This is a genomic window from Brevibacterium sp. W7.2 (assembly GCF_018137945.1).
Classification (GTDB): Bacteria; Actinomycetota; Actinomycetes; order Actinomycetales; family Brevibacteriaceae; genus Brevibacterium; species Brevibacterium sanguinis.
Map to the genome: position 1 here is coordinate 2,061,181 of NZ_CP073089.1, position 14,866 is coordinate 2,076,046.

The 14,866-nt window shown below is 68.8% G+C and carries 15 protein-coding genes and 1 tRNA gene; 6 read left to right on the plus strand and 10 right to left on the minus strand.

Annotated features, from left to right (window positions below; genetic code table 11):
- Positions 1 to 456 precede the first annotated feature (456 nt).
- The 4 genes from J9315_RS09240 to J9315_RS09255 are packed head-to-tail and all read left to right on the plus strand — an operon-like array spanning position 457 to position 3,606.
- Entirely contained in the window at positions 457 to 816 is a 360-nt protein-coding gene (locus J9315_RS09240; protein WP_026529995.1) for a metalloregulator ArsR/SmtB family transcription factor, read from the plus strand.
- Positions 813 to 2,723 carry a cation-translocating P-type ATPase gene (locus J9315_RS09245; RefSeq protein WP_211977654.1) on the plus strand — a complete coding sequence of 637 codons (1,911 nt, stop codon included), beginning with the start codon at positions 813 to 815 and terminating at the stop codon, positions 2,721 to 2,723. The genes J9315_RS09240 and J9315_RS09245 overlap by 4 nt, the downstream gene beginning before the upstream one ends.
- Positions 2,720 to 3,283, plus strand: a complete 564-nt coding sequence (lspA, locus tag J9315_RS09250) for a signal peptidase II (protein ID WP_026529997.1) — start codon at positions 2,720 to 2,722, stop codon at positions 3,281 to 3,283. The genes J9315_RS09245 and lspA overlap by 4 nt, the downstream gene beginning before the upstream one ends.
- Entirely contained in the window at positions 3,280 to 3,606 is a 327-nt protein-coding gene (locus J9315_RS09255; RefSeq protein WP_026529998.1) for a hypothetical protein, read from the plus strand. Before lspA ends, J9315_RS09255 begins: the two co-directional genes overlap by 4 nt.
- Positions 3,607 to 3,632: 26 nt before the next feature.
- On the opposite strand, the gene J9315_RS09260 is transcribed toward J9315_RS09255, so the two are convergent.
- Positions 3,633 to 3,866 carry an LLM class flavin-dependent oxidoreductase gene (locus J9315_RS09260; RefSeq protein WP_349251963.1) on the minus strand — a complete coding sequence of 78 codons (234 nt, stop codon included), beginning with the start codon at positions 3,864 to 3,866 and terminating at the stop codon, positions 3,633 to 3,635.
- Positions 3,867 to 4,044: 178 nt separating this feature from the next.
- Positions 4,045 to 4,117, minus strand: a tRNA-Asn gene (locus tag J9315_RS09265).
- Between the two features lie 255 nt (positions 4,118 to 4,372).
- Here J9315_RS09265 and J9315_RS09270 point away from each other — a divergent pair.
- Together J9315_RS09270 and J9315_RS09275 are read left to right on the plus strand one after the other, a co-directional pair.
- A complete protein-coding gene (locus tag J9315_RS09270) occupies positions 4,373 to 5,284 on the plus strand; it encodes a DMT family transporter (protein WP_249120863.1) in 912 nt (303 codons plus the stop codon).
- A gap of 33 nt (positions 5,285 to 5,317) precedes the next feature.
- Entirely contained in the window at positions 5,318 to 6,502 is a 1,185-nt protein-coding gene (locus J9315_RS09275) for a glycosyltransferase (protein ID WP_249121078.1), read from the plus strand.
- A gap of 87 nt (positions 6,503 to 6,589) precedes the next feature.
- Here J9315_RS09275 and gluQRS read toward each other — a convergent pair whose 3' ends face one another.
- The 8 genes from gluQRS to J9315_RS09315 all read right to left on the minus strand — a co-directional run bounded on the left by gluQRS (position 6,590) and on the right by J9315_RS09315 (position 14,829).
- Complete coding sequence (gluQRS, locus tag J9315_RS09280) at positions 6,590 to 7,537, minus strand: tRNA glutamyl-Q(34) synthetase GluQRS (RefSeq protein WP_211977656.1); 948 nt, start codon at positions 7,535 to 7,537, stop codon at positions 6,590 to 6,592.
- A complete protein-coding gene (locus J9315_RS09285; RefSeq protein ID WP_349251979.1) occupies positions 7,534 to 7,881 on the minus strand; it encodes a GNAT family N-acetyltransferase in 348 nt (115 codons plus the stop codon). Before J9315_RS09285 ends, gluQRS begins: the two co-directional genes overlap by 4 nt.
- 1 nt (position 7,882) lies before the next feature.
- On the minus strand, positions 7,883 to 8,725 hold the full coding sequence (locus J9315_RS09290; protein ID WP_198498687.1) for an amino acid ABC transporter permease: 843 nt from the start codon (positions 8,723 to 8,725) through the stop codon (positions 7,883 to 7,885).
- Entirely contained in the window at positions 8,722 to 9,384 is a 663-nt protein-coding gene (locus J9315_RS09295) for an amino acid ABC transporter permease (protein ID WP_211977658.1), read from the minus strand. Before J9315_RS09295 ends, J9315_RS09290 begins: the two co-directional genes overlap by 4 nt.
- 92 nt (positions 9,385 to 9,476) lie before the next feature.
- Positions 9,477 to 10,373 (minus strand): glutamate ABC transporter substrate-binding protein, encoded by an 897-nt coding sequence (locus J9315_RS09300; RefSeq protein ID WP_211977660.1) that lies wholly within the window; start codon positions 10,371 to 10,373, stop codon positions 9,477 to 9,479.
- A gap of 52 nt (positions 10,374 to 10,425) precedes the next feature.
- Positions 10,426 to 11,154, minus strand: coding sequence for an amino acid ABC transporter ATP-binding protein (locus tag J9315_RS09305; RefSeq protein ID WP_211979286.1), 729 nt, complete (start codon positions 11,152 to 11,154; stop codon positions 10,426 to 10,428).
- 110 nt (positions 11,155 to 11,264) lie between these two features.
- Positions 11,265 to 12,959 (minus strand): AMP-binding protein, encoded by a 1,695-nt coding sequence (locus tag J9315_RS09310; RefSeq protein ID WP_211977662.1) that lies wholly within the window; start codon positions 12,957 to 12,959, stop codon positions 11,265 to 11,267.
- Positions 12,960 to 13,023: 64 nt separating this feature from the next.
- Entirely contained in the window at positions 13,024 to 14,829 is a 1,806-nt protein-coding gene (locus J9315_RS09315) for an ABC transporter permease (protein ID WP_198498683.1), read from the minus strand.
- Positions 14,830 to 14,866 lie beyond the last annotated feature (37 nt).

The window sequence follows — 14,866 nt, forward strand, 5'->3', positions numbered from 1 at the left end:
TAGGAGGGCTAGCGACCGGACCCCCGTCCGGACGAGGGCTGCAGCAGGCGTGGTCGCTGCCTCGTTCACAGGGCTGATTTTTTCATCGATGGCGGCCTTAACGACGCCGATGCGTGACCGTGGACCCGCTAGTGGTCGACTGATCGGCCTCGTTCGTCACGTCGGGCGACCTGCCGCCTCCCGCGCAACCCGGCATACGACGGAATGGCCAGCCTGCTCCACACCGCAGCAACTGCCGTCAGCGAGGAGGGTTCTCGCGGCCGCTGACCGGGGCTTCCGTGTTTGTCGCCCTGATCCAACCAGGCCCAGATCCCGGCCGAGAAACGGGGCTTGCGGGAGAAGTTCAGGGACGGGATCGACGCATACGCGATCGCCGCACCCCGCTGGATCGGTCGCCCCCAGTCGGCAGCCCTGACGAGTCGACAACAAGTCAGCAGTCCCTGTATAGTTCAGTGCATGCTGACCATTGCTTCACGCCTCGACGTCATGAACCGGCTCGGCCGGGCCATGGCGGACCCGACGCGATCCCGGATCCTGATGACCCTGCTCGACGGCCCAAGCTACCCGGCCGTGCTCTCGCGCGAGCTGGAGCTGACGCGCTCGAACGTGTCGAACCACCTGACCTGCCTGCGCGACTGCGGGATCGTGGTCGCCGAGCCCGAGGGGCGGCAGACGCGCTACGTGATCGCCGACCCGCATATCGCGGCGGCGCTCACGGCCCTCGTGGACGTGACGCTGGCCGTCGACGAGCACGCGCCATGCATGGACTCGCAGTGCACCGTGCCGGGCTGCTGCGGGACAGGAGCGGCCAAGTGAGCGCGGCGTGCGGCTGCGACGAGCCCGAGACCGCGGCCGGTGAAGCAGTCGACGAGGAACAAGAACGCCCCTGGTGGCGGGATCGCGGGATCATGGTCCCGGTCTTCTCCGGCGTCGCCTTCGGCGCCGGCCTGGCCTTGGAGTGGTCCGAGTGGGAGATCCCGGCGCTGGTGCTGTTCTGGATCGGCCTGCTGCTGGGCGCGTCGACGTTCACCCCGGGCGCGATCCGGAAGCTGTTCAAGGGCAAGCTGAGCATCAGCCTGCTGATGACGATCAGCGCGATCGGCGCGGTCATCCTCGGCTACGTCGAGGAGGCCGCCGCGCTGGCGTTCCTCTATTCGATCGCCGAGGCGCTGGAAGACAAGGCGATGGACCGGGCCCGAGGCGGGCTCCGGGCGCTGCTCAAGCTCGTCCCGGAGACCGCGACCATCCGCCAGGGCGGCGCATCGGTCGAGGTCGCCGCGAAAGACCTCGTTGTCGGTCAGCTGATGCTGGTCCGGCCGGGCGAGCGGATCGCGACCGACGGCGTCGTCCGCACCGGCCGCTCCAGCCTGGACACCTCCGCGATCACCGGGGAGTCGATCCCCGTCGAGGTCGAGCCCGGCGATGCCGTGTCGGCCGGTGCGATCAACACCGCGGGAGCGCTGGAAGTGGAGACGACCGCGGCGGGCACCGACAACTCGCTGACCACCATCGTCGACCTGGTTGAGAAGGCGCAGGCAGAGAAGGGCGACCGCGCCCGCCTCGCCGATCGCATCGCCCGACCACTCGTGCCCGGCGTGCTCATCCTCGCAGTCCTGGTCGCCGTCATCGGTTCGCTGCTCGGCGACCCGGAGCTGTGGATCACCCGCGCCCTCGTGGTGCTCGTGGCGGCGTCGCCGTGCGCGCTGGCGATCTCGGTGCCGCTGACCGTGGTCGCTGCGATCGGCTCGGCGAGCAAGTTCGGCGTGATCATCAAGTCCGGGTCCGTGTTCGAGCGCTTCGGCGTGATCCGCCACGTGTCCGTCGACAAGACCGGCACCCTGACCCGCAACGAGCCCGCCGTCACCGCAGTCCTCACCACTGACGGTGTGACCGAGGAACAGGCGCTGGCCTGGGCCGCAGCGCTGGAGCAGCACAGCACCCACCCCCTCGCGGCCGCGATCACCGCTGCAGCCCCCGGGGCCCCTGCTGCCGAGGGCGTGACCGAGCAGGCCGGGCACGGCATCGAAGGCAAGCTCGACGGCGCGCGGGTCACGGTCGGCAGTCCCCGCTGGTTGGACGCCGGGCCGCTCGGCGACCAGGTGGCAGGCATGGAGGAGCAGGGCATGACGGTCGTCATCGTCCACCGCCACGAGATCCCGGTCGCCGCGATCGGCGTCCGCGACGAGCTGCGCCCCGAGGTCCCCGAGGTCGTCCGCACCCTCGAGTCCCAGGGCGTGGGCATGACCATGCTCACTGGCGACAACGCCCGCACCGCACGTGCCCTGGCCGCGCAGGCAGGGATCGAGGACGTCCGCGCCGAGCTGCGCCCCGAGGACAAGGCCGCCGCGATCGGCGAACTCGGCAAGAACGGGTCGGTGGCGATGATCGGCGACGGCATCAACGACGCCCCCGCCCTCGCCGCCGCGGACATCGGCATCGCGATGGGTGCGACCGGCTCCGATGCCGCGATCGAGTCCGCCGACGTCGCCTTCACTGGCCACGACCTGCGCCTGCTGCCGCGTGCGTTCGACCACGCCCGCCGCGGACGTCACATCATCAACCAGAACATCATCCTGTCGCTGCTGATCATCGCCGCCCTGCTTCCGCTCGCCCTGTTCGGCGTCCTGGGGCTGGCCGCGGTGGTGCTCGTACACGAGATCGCCGAGGTCGTCGTGATCCTCAACGGCCTGCGAGCCGCCCGGACGCGGAGGGTCGGCGCGTGACCGCGCAGGACGCCGCCGTCGAAGGGACGAGCACGCAGGAGCACGGCCCAACGGCAGGGGGCAAGCGTGCCCTCCGCCTTGCGCTCATCGTGGCCGTGCTTGCCCTGGCCGTGGACCAAGGGTCGAAGGCCCTCGCCGTTGCGCAGTTGACGCCGGGCGAGCGGATGCCACTGCTCGGCGACCTGTTCGGATTGTCGCTGGTCTACAACCCCGGGGCCGCGTTCTCGCTCGGCTCCGGAGCCACCTGGATCTTCACGATTGTCGGGCTCCTCGCTGCCGTGATGGTGGTCGTTTTCGCCGTGCGGCTGCGCGGGGCGAGGTGGGGCGTCGCGTTGGGCCTGGTCCTCGGTGGCGCGGTCGGCAACCTCGTCGACCGGCTCGTGAATCCGCCCTCGTTCGGGCAGGGGCACGTCACCGACTTCCTTGCCTACGGAAACCTGTTCGTCGGGAACGTCGCCGACGTCTTCATCGTCGCCGGCGTCGGGCTGGTCTGCGTGAACCTGCTCCTACCGACTCCTCGCACGACAGCCGAAACCGACCGAACGGATCCCGCTTCATGAAGGTCGAACTGCTGCACATCGTCGACTGCCCGAACACCGCCGTCGCCGAGGAGCACGCACGCGCCGCTCTGGACTCGCTGGGGCTCACGGACGTGCCCGTCGAGCTGGTCACGATCCACAGCGAGGCCGAGGCGGCGAACACCAGGTTCGGAGGCTCGCCCACGATCCTCGTCGACGGCGTCGACCTGTTCCCGACGACACCGGTTCGCTCCCTCGCGTGCCGGGTCTATGCGACGGAGACCGGGTATGCCGGAGCCCCGGCTGCGGCACAGATCGATGAGGCGCTTCGCGGCCGCAGGCGAGGCGGCGGAGGCGAACGATAGGTCCAGTGTTACAACCCAGACGTGCGCTACCGCATGTCGATGACGCCGGTGCCGACCTCGATGTGCTTCGTCTTCGCGGCGATCGCGCTGAGGACGGGAATCGGCGACGCCGCCTGCCTGGCGAAGTGGTGGACGCGGAAGTACGCTCCGTTGACGCCGATCTCGTCGGCGCCGACGCCGATCTCGACGGCCTGCTTCAGGGCTTCCTTCGCGCCGTACTCCCCTGGGGCCGCGCCGGGTCCGTAATGGCCGAAACTCAAGAATCCGAATGCCTTCATATCCATGCCAACCTGGTTGAGGTTTCAATTATTCCGGCTCGTCGCAGGCGGTGCGCTGCTTCCTGCTGGCTGCACGGGCCCCCGCATACCCATGTGGGTGTGCGTGCGGGCATTCGGGGAACGACGAAGGCCCCGTCGCGAACGACGGGGCCTTGCTCTGCTCCCCCGGCTGGGCTCGAACCAGCGACCCTTCGATTAACAGTCGAATGCTCTGCCAACTGAGCTACGGAGGAATGTGGCAGTGACCTGCGCACGAGAAATCAGCATAGCAAAGGTGAGCCGACCTCGCCAAAGCGGCGCCCAGTGCGTTAGGTCACACCTGCCCCGCTCGCCCTGGGCCAGCGGTGCCCGACATGGGCACCTCCGGTTTCCCCCACCTCGGGGAGACGGGGAACCGGACAATCGCCCCGCGCGCACGACGCTCGCGCGTACTGCACTGTAACATCGGGGGTGACCCTTGCGAGCCATCCCCGACGGAAGCAGAACACGTGACCATTGTGGCCATCGCCTTAGCCGTTCTGGCAGCTGTGGCCCTCGCGTTCGGGGCCCTCTACCAGCACGACGCCGTCGCCGATCAGGACAACTCCCACGACGGTCTGAGCTGGGCGCACTTCAAGGAGCTGCTGGGGAACCGGAAATGGCTGCTCGGGCTCTTCATCCTCGGCCTCGGCACCCTGGGGAACTTCCTCGCCCTCGCCCTCGCCCCCGTCATGGTCGTCCAGCCGATCGGGGCGTTCTCTCTCATCGTCTCCGTCCTCCTCGGCGTGAGGTACCGCGGGCTCAAGGTCAACCGCCGCCTCGTCCAGGCCGTCGTGTGGTGCACCGTCGGCGTCACCGTCTTCGTCGCCCTGTCAGCCACGACCGCGCGCACGTCGGTCCACCTCGGCGCCGACGCCCTGCCGCTCGTGTGGATCACCGGCGTCATCGTCGCCGCCGGGCTCATCGTCATGCTCTTCTTCCGCCACGCCCCGCAGCTCGTCCTCATCACCGCGGCGGGCCTGCTCTTCGCGTGCGTGGCGACGAACGCCCATCTCGTCAGCGTCCAGTTCCTGCGCGCCGGCATCGAGAACGTCACGTGGCTCAACGTCGCAGCCCTCATCGTCGCCGCAGCGCTGGGCTCCTGGTTCGTGCAGAACTCGTACGCCGCCGGCCCCCCGGAGATGGTCATCGCCGGGCTCACCGTCGTCGATCCCATCGCCGCGGTCATCCTCGGCTCCGTCGTCCTCGGTGAGGCCCACGCCGCTCCCCCATGGCTCGTCGTTGTCATCACGATCACAGGATTGGTCGCGTGTCTCGGGGTCGTTGTATTGTCTCGGTATCATCCCGATGTCAAGGATCGCGAGGACGAACGCCGCGACGCCCGCCAGAACGATCAGTTGACCGACACCGAGGAGAGTTGAGCTCTGTCCGCACAATCGACCCGTCGCATCCTCATCCCCACCGAGACCTACGCCCCCGAGGTCAACGGAGCGGCGAAGTTCGCCGAACGCCTGGCAGCGGGACTCGCCGCCCGCGGACATGACGTCCACGTCGCCTGCCCCTCGGCGACCGGCACCCCCTCGGTGAGCGTGGAGAACGGCGTCACCGTCCACCGCCTCACCTCCCACCGCTGGATGCTCCACCCCACGTGGACGATCTGCATGCCGTGGGAGACGAAGCCGGAGATCGCCCGCCTCCTCGACACCCTCAAGCCCGACGTCGTCCACACGCAGGCGCACTTCGTCATCGGCCGCTACGCGTTCTCCGAATCGCACAAGCGCGGCATCCCCGTCGTCGCGACGAACCACTTCATGCCCGAGAACGTCCGCCCCTACCTCCGGGTGCCCAAGCCGCTCGTCGACGGCGGCACCGCGCTCGCCTGGTGGGATCTGCGCCGTAAGTTCCAGTCCGCCGAGTTCATCACCGTCCCCACCCAGCTCGCCGCGGACCTGCTCACGCAGAACGGCTTCAGCTCCCCCATCCGCGCCGTCTCCTGCGGCATCGACCTCGACCGGTTCTCCCACCTCAAGCAGCCGGCCACCGGTGGGAAGGGCTCCTCGTCGGCCACCGAGGCGGCTGCCCCGCGGGTGCTCTTCGTCGGTCGGCTCTCGGCGGAGAAGCACGCCGAGGACATCGTCCGCGCCGTCGCACTCACCGACCCGGCACGCGGCCTCGAGGCCGACATCGTCGGGGGCGGCGATCAGGAGGAGCCGCTCAAGGCGCTCGCCGCCGAACTCGGCATCGCCGAGCGCATCCACGTGCTCGGCAAGATCAGCGACTCCGCGCTCATGGACGCCTACGCCCGGTGCACGTTCTTCTGCATGCCCTCGACGGCCGAACTCCAGTCGATCGCCACACTCGAGGCCCTGGCCTCGCGCAAACCCGTCGTCCTCGCCGACGCCGTCGCCCTGCCCCACCTCGTCCGCGACGGCGTCAACGGCTACCTGTTCCCGCCGCGCGACATCGAGGCCCTCGCCGATCGCTTCACCCGCATCTGCACGCAGACGCCCGCGCAGTACGAGGCGATGTCCCGGGCCTCCCTCGACGTCGTCGCCACCCACGACATCGAGTACACGCTCGACACGTTCGAGTCGATCTACGCCGACGTCATCGCCGGATACGTCGACACCGCGGCCTGAGACCGACCGCCTGAAACGGCCCGCCGCTCAGGCCGCAGCTTCTGCAGCGCGGCGCCTCGACTCACGCCGCGAGAGACGGTCTGCCCCTCAGGCCGCGTCGTCGGCCGGCGGGACGAACACCGTCGGCTCCGACCTCAGCCGCGCGACGTCGAGCCCGGCGATGACGTCCTCGATCGACCGCCACCGGGCACTGCCTCCGGTGGCACTCGTCGGCTCAGGCCCGCCGAGGGACTCCCAGATCCATCCGTAGACATCGGCGACCGTCCAGCCGCGGGCCCGCAGCTGCTCGTACGTCACGGCGCCGTCGCGCTTGGCCAGCCGGGACCCCGACTCGTTGAGCACGAGCGGAACGTGCAGCCACGCCTGCTCGGGCAGGTCGAGGAGTTCGGCAAGACGGGCCTGCCGCGGGGCCGAGGAGGCGAGGTCGTCCCCGCGGACCACCTCGGTGATCCCACTGGCCGCATCGTCGACGACGACGGTGAGGTTGTAGGCGAACACGCCGTCACCGCGCCGGAGCACGACGTCGTCGACCGGTGCCGTGATCGTGCCGAGCAGAGCGTCGGCCACGGTGACCTCCCGGTTCTCCGAGCGCAGCCGCAGAGCCGGACTCCGGCCCGCGGCGGCCAGGGCGGTCCGCCGCTCGGTGCGCTGCTCCTCGGAGAGGTCGCGGCACGTGCCCGGATACGCTCCCGGTGGGGCGTGCGGGGCTGAGGGGGCCTGCTGGATGTCCTTGCGCGAGCAGTAGCATTCGTAGACGAGTCCAGCCGTATCGAGACGGGCGATCGCCTCAGCGTAGACGTCGAGACGCGCGGACTGGACGAGGGGGTCGTCGTCGGGCACGATCCCGAGGTCGGCGAACACCGCCCGCTGGGACTCCGCCGCGCCCGGCCGGACTCGGTCGAGGTCCTCGACGCGCCAGAGGAAGCGCTGGCCCTGCTGCCGGGCGCGCGCATACGCGAGCACTCCCGTGCGGATGTTGCCGATGTGGAGGTCGCCGCTGGGGCTCGGGGCGTAGCGACCGGCTCCCGCCCTCACCTGTCGGCGACGAGATCGGCGTACTGCGGGAACCGTTGCAGGTAGTCCTGGACGTAGGTGCACAGCGGGACGATCGTCTCCCCGTTCGCCCGGATCTCGTCGAGGGCGTGCGTGACGAGGGTGCGGGCGAATCCGCGCCGGGAGAAGCCCTCGGAGATGATCGTGTGCTGGAGTTCGAGGGTGCTGTCGCCGATCCGCTGGTAGGCGAGGAACCCGACGAACGCCTCGGGATCGTCGGTGGTGAAGAGTTCGAAGCGCTCCCGGCCACGGTTGTGGCGCATCGTCACCGGGGTGGCGCTGAGTTCGGGTTCCATCCTCACGTCCCTTTCCTCGTCGGTGAGCAGCTCAGCGCACCGGTGCCGTCGTCAGCCCTTCGCCCTCGACGTCGGCGGTGGTCTTGCGCTGCAGTCGCCTCTCGAGCCACCGCGCGAAGCTCGCGACGATCATGTTGATGATGATGAAGAGCGCGGCACCGACGATGAACGTCGGCAGAAGGTTATTGTACTCGCGGCCGATGAGGTTGACCTGGTAGAGAAGGTCCTGGTAGGTGACGATGAAGCCGAGCGCCGAGTCCTTGAGGAGGACGACGATCTGCGCGACGATCGTCGGCATCATCGCCCGCAGCGCCTGCGGCATGAGCACGAGGCTCATCACCTGTCCGGGTCGCAGGCCGATCGCCATCGCCGCTTCCCGCTGGCCCTTCGGCACGGCGAGGATGCCGGCGCGGATGATCTCGGCGAGCACCATGCCGTTGTAGAGGGTGAGGCCGATGACGACGGACCAGAACGGGCCGATCGTGTTCCCGAAGAGGAGGAACGTCGCGAAGATGAGGAGGAGGACGGGCACGCCGCGGAAGAACTCGAGGACGATCGTCGCGGGCACGGAGATGATCCGCTTCGACGACAGCCGCAGGAGGGCGAAGACGACGCCGACGGCCAGCGCGAGCACCGAGGCGACGGCGGCGACCTTGAGGGTCGCGAGCATGCCGTCGAGGAGGACGAGCTGGATCTGGGCGAACGTGAACGGATACCACTTCTCGGGTTCGAGCTGTCCGGCGTCGGCGAACTTCCAGATGATCCATGCGATGAGCCCGGCGAGCACGATCGTCGAGACGATCGAGAGGATGACGTTGTTGCGGCGGGCTTTCGGGCCCGGGGCGTCGAAGAGAACCTCTGTCGGTGCGCTCATCGGAGGATCACCAGCTTCCGCTCGAGGTAGGAGAAGATGCGCCCGAGGATGAGCGCGAGGATGAGGTAGGCGACGGCGGTGCCGAAGAGGATCGGGATGACGAGGTCGCCGCGGAGCTCGATCGCGTTGCGCATCGCGGAGATGAGTTCGCGGTTGTTGAACGCCGAGGCGATCGACGTGTTCTTGAGCATCGCGATGATGACGCTGCCGAGCGGCGGGATGACCGTCCGGAAGGCCTGCGGCAGGATGACCTCCGTGAGCGTCTGGTTGAACGTCAGCCCGATGGCCCGGGCGGCCTCGGCCTGGCCGACGGGGATCGTCGCGATGCCCGCCTTGAGGGTCTCGGCGACGAAGCACGCGGTGTAGGCGGTGAGCGCGAGTGTCGCGTAGACGAATGAGTTGAACGAACTCGAGTCGCCGAAGCGGATGTCGAGGAAGGGCAGTCCGAAGGCGCAGAAGAACATCACGAGCGTCAGCGGGGTGTTGCGGACGATGTTGATGTACGCCGAGGCGGCGATCCGCAGCACCGGGGTCGGTGAGACCCGCATGGCGGCGAGGATCGTGCCGAGCACCAGCGATCCGACGAGGGTGACGGTGAAGAGCTTGACCGTGCCCCAGATGCCGGAGCCGAAGAGCTCGAGCAGGGCGAGAAAGTCCATCCCGGGTTCCTTAATCGATGCGAGGGCACCGGTCGGTGCCCTCGCATCAGGTCAGTGAGGCAGCCGGTGGGCGGCCTCGGTGCGGCAAGCGGTCAGTAGCGGTCGATCTCCGGCATCTTCACGCCCTCGGCCGATCCGAGCGTGTACTCGAAGGCTTCGGTCCACTGCCCGTCGTCCATGCTCTTCTGCACCGCGTCGTTGACCGCGTTGCGCAGGGCCGTGTCGTCCTTGGGCAGGCCGATGCCGTAGGGCTCTTCGCTGAAGGGCTTGCCGACGACCTTGAGCTCGCCCTCGTTCTGCGCCGCGTAGCCGCGGAGGATCGCGTCATCGGTCGTCACCGCGTCGACGGCACCGGACTGGAGGTCGGTCACGCACTTCGAGTAGGTGTCGTAGGTGACGAGTTCGGCGTCGCCGTACTCGTCCTGGATCCGCTGCGCCGGGGTCGAGCCGTCGACCGAGCAGACCTTGCGGCCGGCGAGGTCCTCGGGACCGGCGATGTCGGAGTCGGACTTCACGAGCAGGTCCTGACCGGCGACGTAGTAGGGGCCGGCGAAGTCGACGACCTGCTTGCGCTCGTCGTTGATCGTGTAGGTCGCGACGACCATGTCGACGGTGCCCTGCTGGAGGAAGGGCTCGCGGTTGGCCGAGACGGTCTCGACGAAGTCGATCTGGTCAGGGGCGAAGCCGAGCTGCGCGCCGACCATCTTCGCGATCTCGATGTCGAAGCCCTCCGGGTCCTCGGAGCCGGTGGTGACGTTGCCGAGACCCGGCTGGTCGAACTTCACGCCGACCTTGAGCTGACCGGCGTCCTTCGCCGCCTGCCAGGTCTTCGAGTCGGCGACGTCGGCGCTCTCATTGACCGTGTACTCCGGTGCCGCGGCCTGCGAACCGCCGTCGGCCGGGTTGTCGGGGGTGCCGCCCTGCCCGCATCCGCTGAGGGCGAGGAGTCCGACCGCGACCGAGGCGATCGCGACGCTGAGCTTCTTCATGGTTTCTCCTTGGTGGTGTCGAACGGAACAGAGGGTCGAATCAGGGGTGGGATCAGTTCGTGAGGATCTTCGAGAGGAAGTCCTGGGCGCGCCCGCTCTGCGGATTCGTGAAGAACTCCTCCGGACCGTTGACCTCGACGATCTCCCCGTCGGCCATGAAGACCACGCGATTGCCGGCCTTGCGGGCGAACCCCATCTCGTGGGTGACGACGACCATCGTCATCCCCTCCTTCGCGAGTTCGACCATGACGTCGAGGACTTCGTTGATCATCTCCGGGTCGAGCGCCGAGGTGGGCTCGTCGAAGAGCATGACCTTCGGCTTCATCGCCAGCGCCCGGGCGATCGCCACGCGCTGCTGCTGCCCGCCGGAGAGCTGAGCGGGGTACTTGTCGGCCTGGTGGGCGACCCCGACGCGTTCGAGGAGTGCCATCGCCTGCTTGTCCGCGTCGGCCTTCTTCAGCTTCCGCACCTTGATCGGGCCCAGGGTGACGTTCTCGAGGATCGTCTTGTGGGCGAACAGGTTGAACGACTGGAAGACCATGCCGACGTCCGAGCGCAGCTGCGCGAGCGCCGCACCTTCGGCCGGCAGCTCCTTGCCGTCGATCGTGATCGATCCCGAGGTGATCGTCTCCAACCGGTTGATCGTCCGGCACAGGGTCGATTTGCCCGAGCCGGAGGGACCGATGACGACGACGACCTCACCCTCGTGGATGTCGAGATCGATGTGCTTGAGCGCGTGGAAGTCACCGTAGTGCTTCTCGACGTCGGTCATCGAGACCAGCGGTTGTGATTCAACTCTCATGACCACTGATCTTAGTGAATGACCTGCTCACATGAAAAACGTCAGGTGTTCCCAGGACAACTGCAATGAACTTGTGACCTGAGCGACATTCACACCGTGCTGCCTGCGTGAACGATCCTCTCGCCCTCTTCGCGCAACTCGACTTTCCGGATCTTTCCGGACACCGTCATCGGGAACGAGTCGCGGACCTCGACGTACCTGGGGATCTTGAAATGGGCGAGGCGGCCCTCGGCGAACTCCCTGACGTCGGCGGCGGTCAGGGTGTCGAAGCCGTCCTTGAGGATGACCCAGGCCATGAGCTCCTCGCCGTACTTCTCGTCGGGGACGCCGATGACCTGGACGTCGCTGATCGCCGGATGCTGGTAGAGGAACTCCTCGATCTCCCGCGGGTAGACGTTCTCTCCCCCGCGGATGACCATGTCCTTGATCCGGCCGGAGATGTCGACGTACCCGTCGTCGTCCATGATCGCGAGATCACCGGTGTGCATCCAGCGGGCCGCATCGATCGCCTCGGCGGTCTTGTCCGGCTCCTCCCAGTACCCGAGCATCACCGAGTACCCGCGGGTGCATAGTTCGCCCTTCTGCCCGCGGGGCATCGTCTGGCCCGTCACCGGGTCGACGATCTTCACCTCGACGTGGGGCATGACCCGGCCCACCGTCTGCGTCCGGGCCTCGAGGGAGTCGTCGGCGCGGGTCATCGTCGACACCGGTGAGGTCTCGGTCATCCCGTAGCAGATGGCGACCTCGGACATGTTCATGTCGTCGATGACGTGGCGCATCACCTCGACCGGGCACGGGGACCCGGCCATCACCCCGGTGCGCAGGGTCGACAGGTCGTAGTCGGCGAAGTCGGGCAGGCCGAGTTCGGCGATGAACATCGTCGGCACCCCGTAGAGCGAGGTCGCCCCCTCCTCGGCGACGGCGGTGAGGCTCGCCGCCGGGTCGAAGCCCGGGGACGGGAGGATGACCGAGGCCCCGTGGCTCAGCGCCGCGAGATTGCCGATGACCATGCCGAAGCAGTGGTAGTAGGGCACGGGCAGGACGACGGAGTCGGCGGGCGAGTACGAGAGCAGCTCGCCGATGAAGTAGCCGTTGTTGAGGATGTTGTGGTGGGACAGGGTCACGCCCTTGGGGAAGCCCGTCGTGCCGGAGGTGTACTGGATGTTGATGGGATCGTCGGCGGAGAGTTCGGCCGCCGCCTGTTCGAGGCGCACGGCGTACTTCGCTCCGGGGTCGGCGAGCAGCTCCCGGCCCTGGGTCAGCAGGCGGGCGAACGATTCGCGCTCCCCGATCGTTGCCGTCCCGGTCAGAGCGTCCGGGACGGTGTCGAGGAAGACGAGATCGAGACCCGGCACCGAGGCGGCCACCTCGGTGGCCAGGGCGTGGAAGTCCGAATGGGGCGGGGCGGCGATCTGCGAGATGAGCATCGTCATCCCCGACTGGCCCACGACGAATTCGAGTTCGTGGGCGCGGTAGGCGGGATTGACGTTGACGAGGATCGCCCCGATCTTCGCCGTCGCGTACTGGACGAGCGCCCATTCTCCGACGTTCTGCGCCCAGATTCCGATGCGATCGCCCTTGCCGAGGCCGCGTTCGAGGAGGGCCGCGGCCAGCGCGTCGGTGTCGGCGTCGAACTCGGCATACGTCCAGCGCCGGTCGGACCCGCGGTCGATGAGGGCGATCGCGTCCGGGTGGGCGGCGGCGGTGCGCCGGAAGTTCGCCGGAATCGTCTCCCCGCGCAGGGGTTCGGTCGACGGTCCGGAGGAGTAGGAGAGGTCAGCCACGTCGTTGTCGCCCTTCGTATCCCGTCAGCGGTCACTGACAGCGTGCGGTGTGATCGCCTTCACACTATTCCGGTTCGCTCCGACTCGCAAAGGCCGGGGTGCTCCTGTCGTCGGTCTCCCCGCCGAGGCGGGTGGGGGTGGTGGCGCGGAAGCTGCGGACGAAGTCGTCGTCGATCCCGGGCCCGGCCTGTCCGTCGGCGTCGACGAGGCTGGCGCGACCGGCGTCGATGAGGACGAGCGCGCGGCTGAGAGCCGCGACGTCGGCAGCGTCATGGGTGATGAGCAGGGCGCTGCGTCCGCGCAGCACGTCGGCGAGGACTGCGCGCGTGCTGATCTTCACGTCGACGTCGAGGGCGGCGAGGGGTTCGTCGAGGAGGAGGAGCGTGGGGTCGATGACGAGCGCCCGCGCGAGGGCGATGCGCGCTGCCTGCCCGCCGGAGACCGCCTCGGGGCGGCGGTCGCTGCAGTGGCCGACGCCGAGGCGGTCGAGCATCGCCTGGGCGGCGGCGCGGGCGTCGGCGGTCCGGTGCCCGTGGGCGCGGAGGCCGAACGCGACGTTGTCGAGGACGCTGAGGTGCGGGAAGAGCAGCGGGTTCTGGGCGAGGTGGACGACCCCGCGGGCGTGGATGGGCGGCCAGTGCCCGGCGTCGATGTCGAAGATCGTGCGGTCGCCGAGGCGCAGCGCCCCGGACTCGGCGGGCAGGGCGCCGGTGATGATCTGGAAGAGGCTCGACTTCCCGGCCCCGTTGCGGCCGATGAGTGCCGTCGTCTGTCCGGCGGGCACGTCGAGGGCGATGTCGAGACCGCGGGCGGGCAGCTGGGCGCTCAGGCTCAGTCGACCGTCGCCGGCAGCGGCGGCGGGACTGGTGGTGGCCCCGGCGGCGGGACCGGTGGCGGCTCCGGCGTCGGCCACGCGGCCGATCTCGGAGGTGGCGCTCCTGCGAGCGGCGTGGGATCCCGGCTGGGCCTCCGCCACCGGGAGGACAGCATCGGTGCCATCCAGCCGGGCGGCGGGAGCGCCCGTGCGCGCGATCGTCGCACCGGGAGCCGAGGCGCGCGGTCCGAAGCGGCGCAGACGCGGGGCGTGGGGCGAGCGGTACGCGAGGACGATGATGATGAGCGCGGTGACGACGAGGAGCAGGGAGAGGGCGATCGCCGACTGCGGATCGGACTCGCGGACGAGGTAGATCTGCAGCGGCATCGTCCGGGTCACGCCCGACAGGGAGCCGGCGAAGGTGAGGGTCGCCCCGAACTCGCCGAGGGACCTGGCGAAGCAGAGGACGGCGCCGGTGAGGATGCCCGCCCGCAGCATGGGGAGGGTGACCGTGGCGAACACGCGCATCGGGGTCGCCCCGAGTTCGGCGGCGGCGATCTCGTAGCGCTGCCCGCGCGCGGCGACCGCGGTCTCGACCGACATCACCATGAACGGGAGGGAGACGAAGATCTGGGCGACGACGACGGCCGCCGTCGTGTACGCGAGCCCGAGACCGGCATCGGTGAGCAGGGACCCGAGATACGCCGAGCGCCCCCACGTGTAGAGGAGCGCGAGGCCGCTGACGACCGGCGGCAGGACGAGCGGGAGGAGGATGAGGGTGCGCACGAGCCGCTGCCCCGCGAACGTCGTCGTGGCGAGCAGATAGCCGAGCGGGAAGCCGAGGACGACGCTGACGAGCGCGGAGATCGTCGACGTGAGCAGGGACAGTCCCATCGCCAGCTGCGACTCGGGGGCCGCGATGACCTCGCCGAGGTGGCCGAGGTCGATGCGGGTGACCATCCCGATGATGGGGACGAGGAGGAACGCGACGGCGAGGACAGCGGGAATCCACAGCCACCTCGGCGCCGTCGCATGCCTCCGGGCACGCCCCGTCACGGACGGTCTCCCGGTGTGGAATCACAGATCATCCACC

Coding starts and splice junctions, on each gene's coding strand:
- J9315_RS09240 (WP_026529995.1), top strand. CDS start 457: ATGCTGACCATTGCTTCACGCCTCGACGTCATGAACCGGCTCGGCCGG.
- J9315_RS09255 (WP_026529998.1), top strand. CDS start 3,280: ATGAAGGTCGAACTGCTGCACATCGTCGACTGCCCGAACACCGCCGTC.
- J9315_RS09290 (WP_198498687.1), bottom strand. CDS start 8,725: ATGAGCGCACCGACAGAGGTTCTCTTCGACGCCCCGGGCCCGAAAGCC.
- J9315_RS09295 (WP_211977658.1), bottom strand. CDS start 9,384: ATGGACTTTCTCGCCCTGCTCGAGCTCTTCGGCTCCGGCATCTGGGGC.
- J9315_RS09300 (WP_211977660.1), bottom strand. CDS start 10,373: ATGAAGAAGCTCAGCGTCGCGATCGCCTCGGTCGCGGTCGGACTCCTC.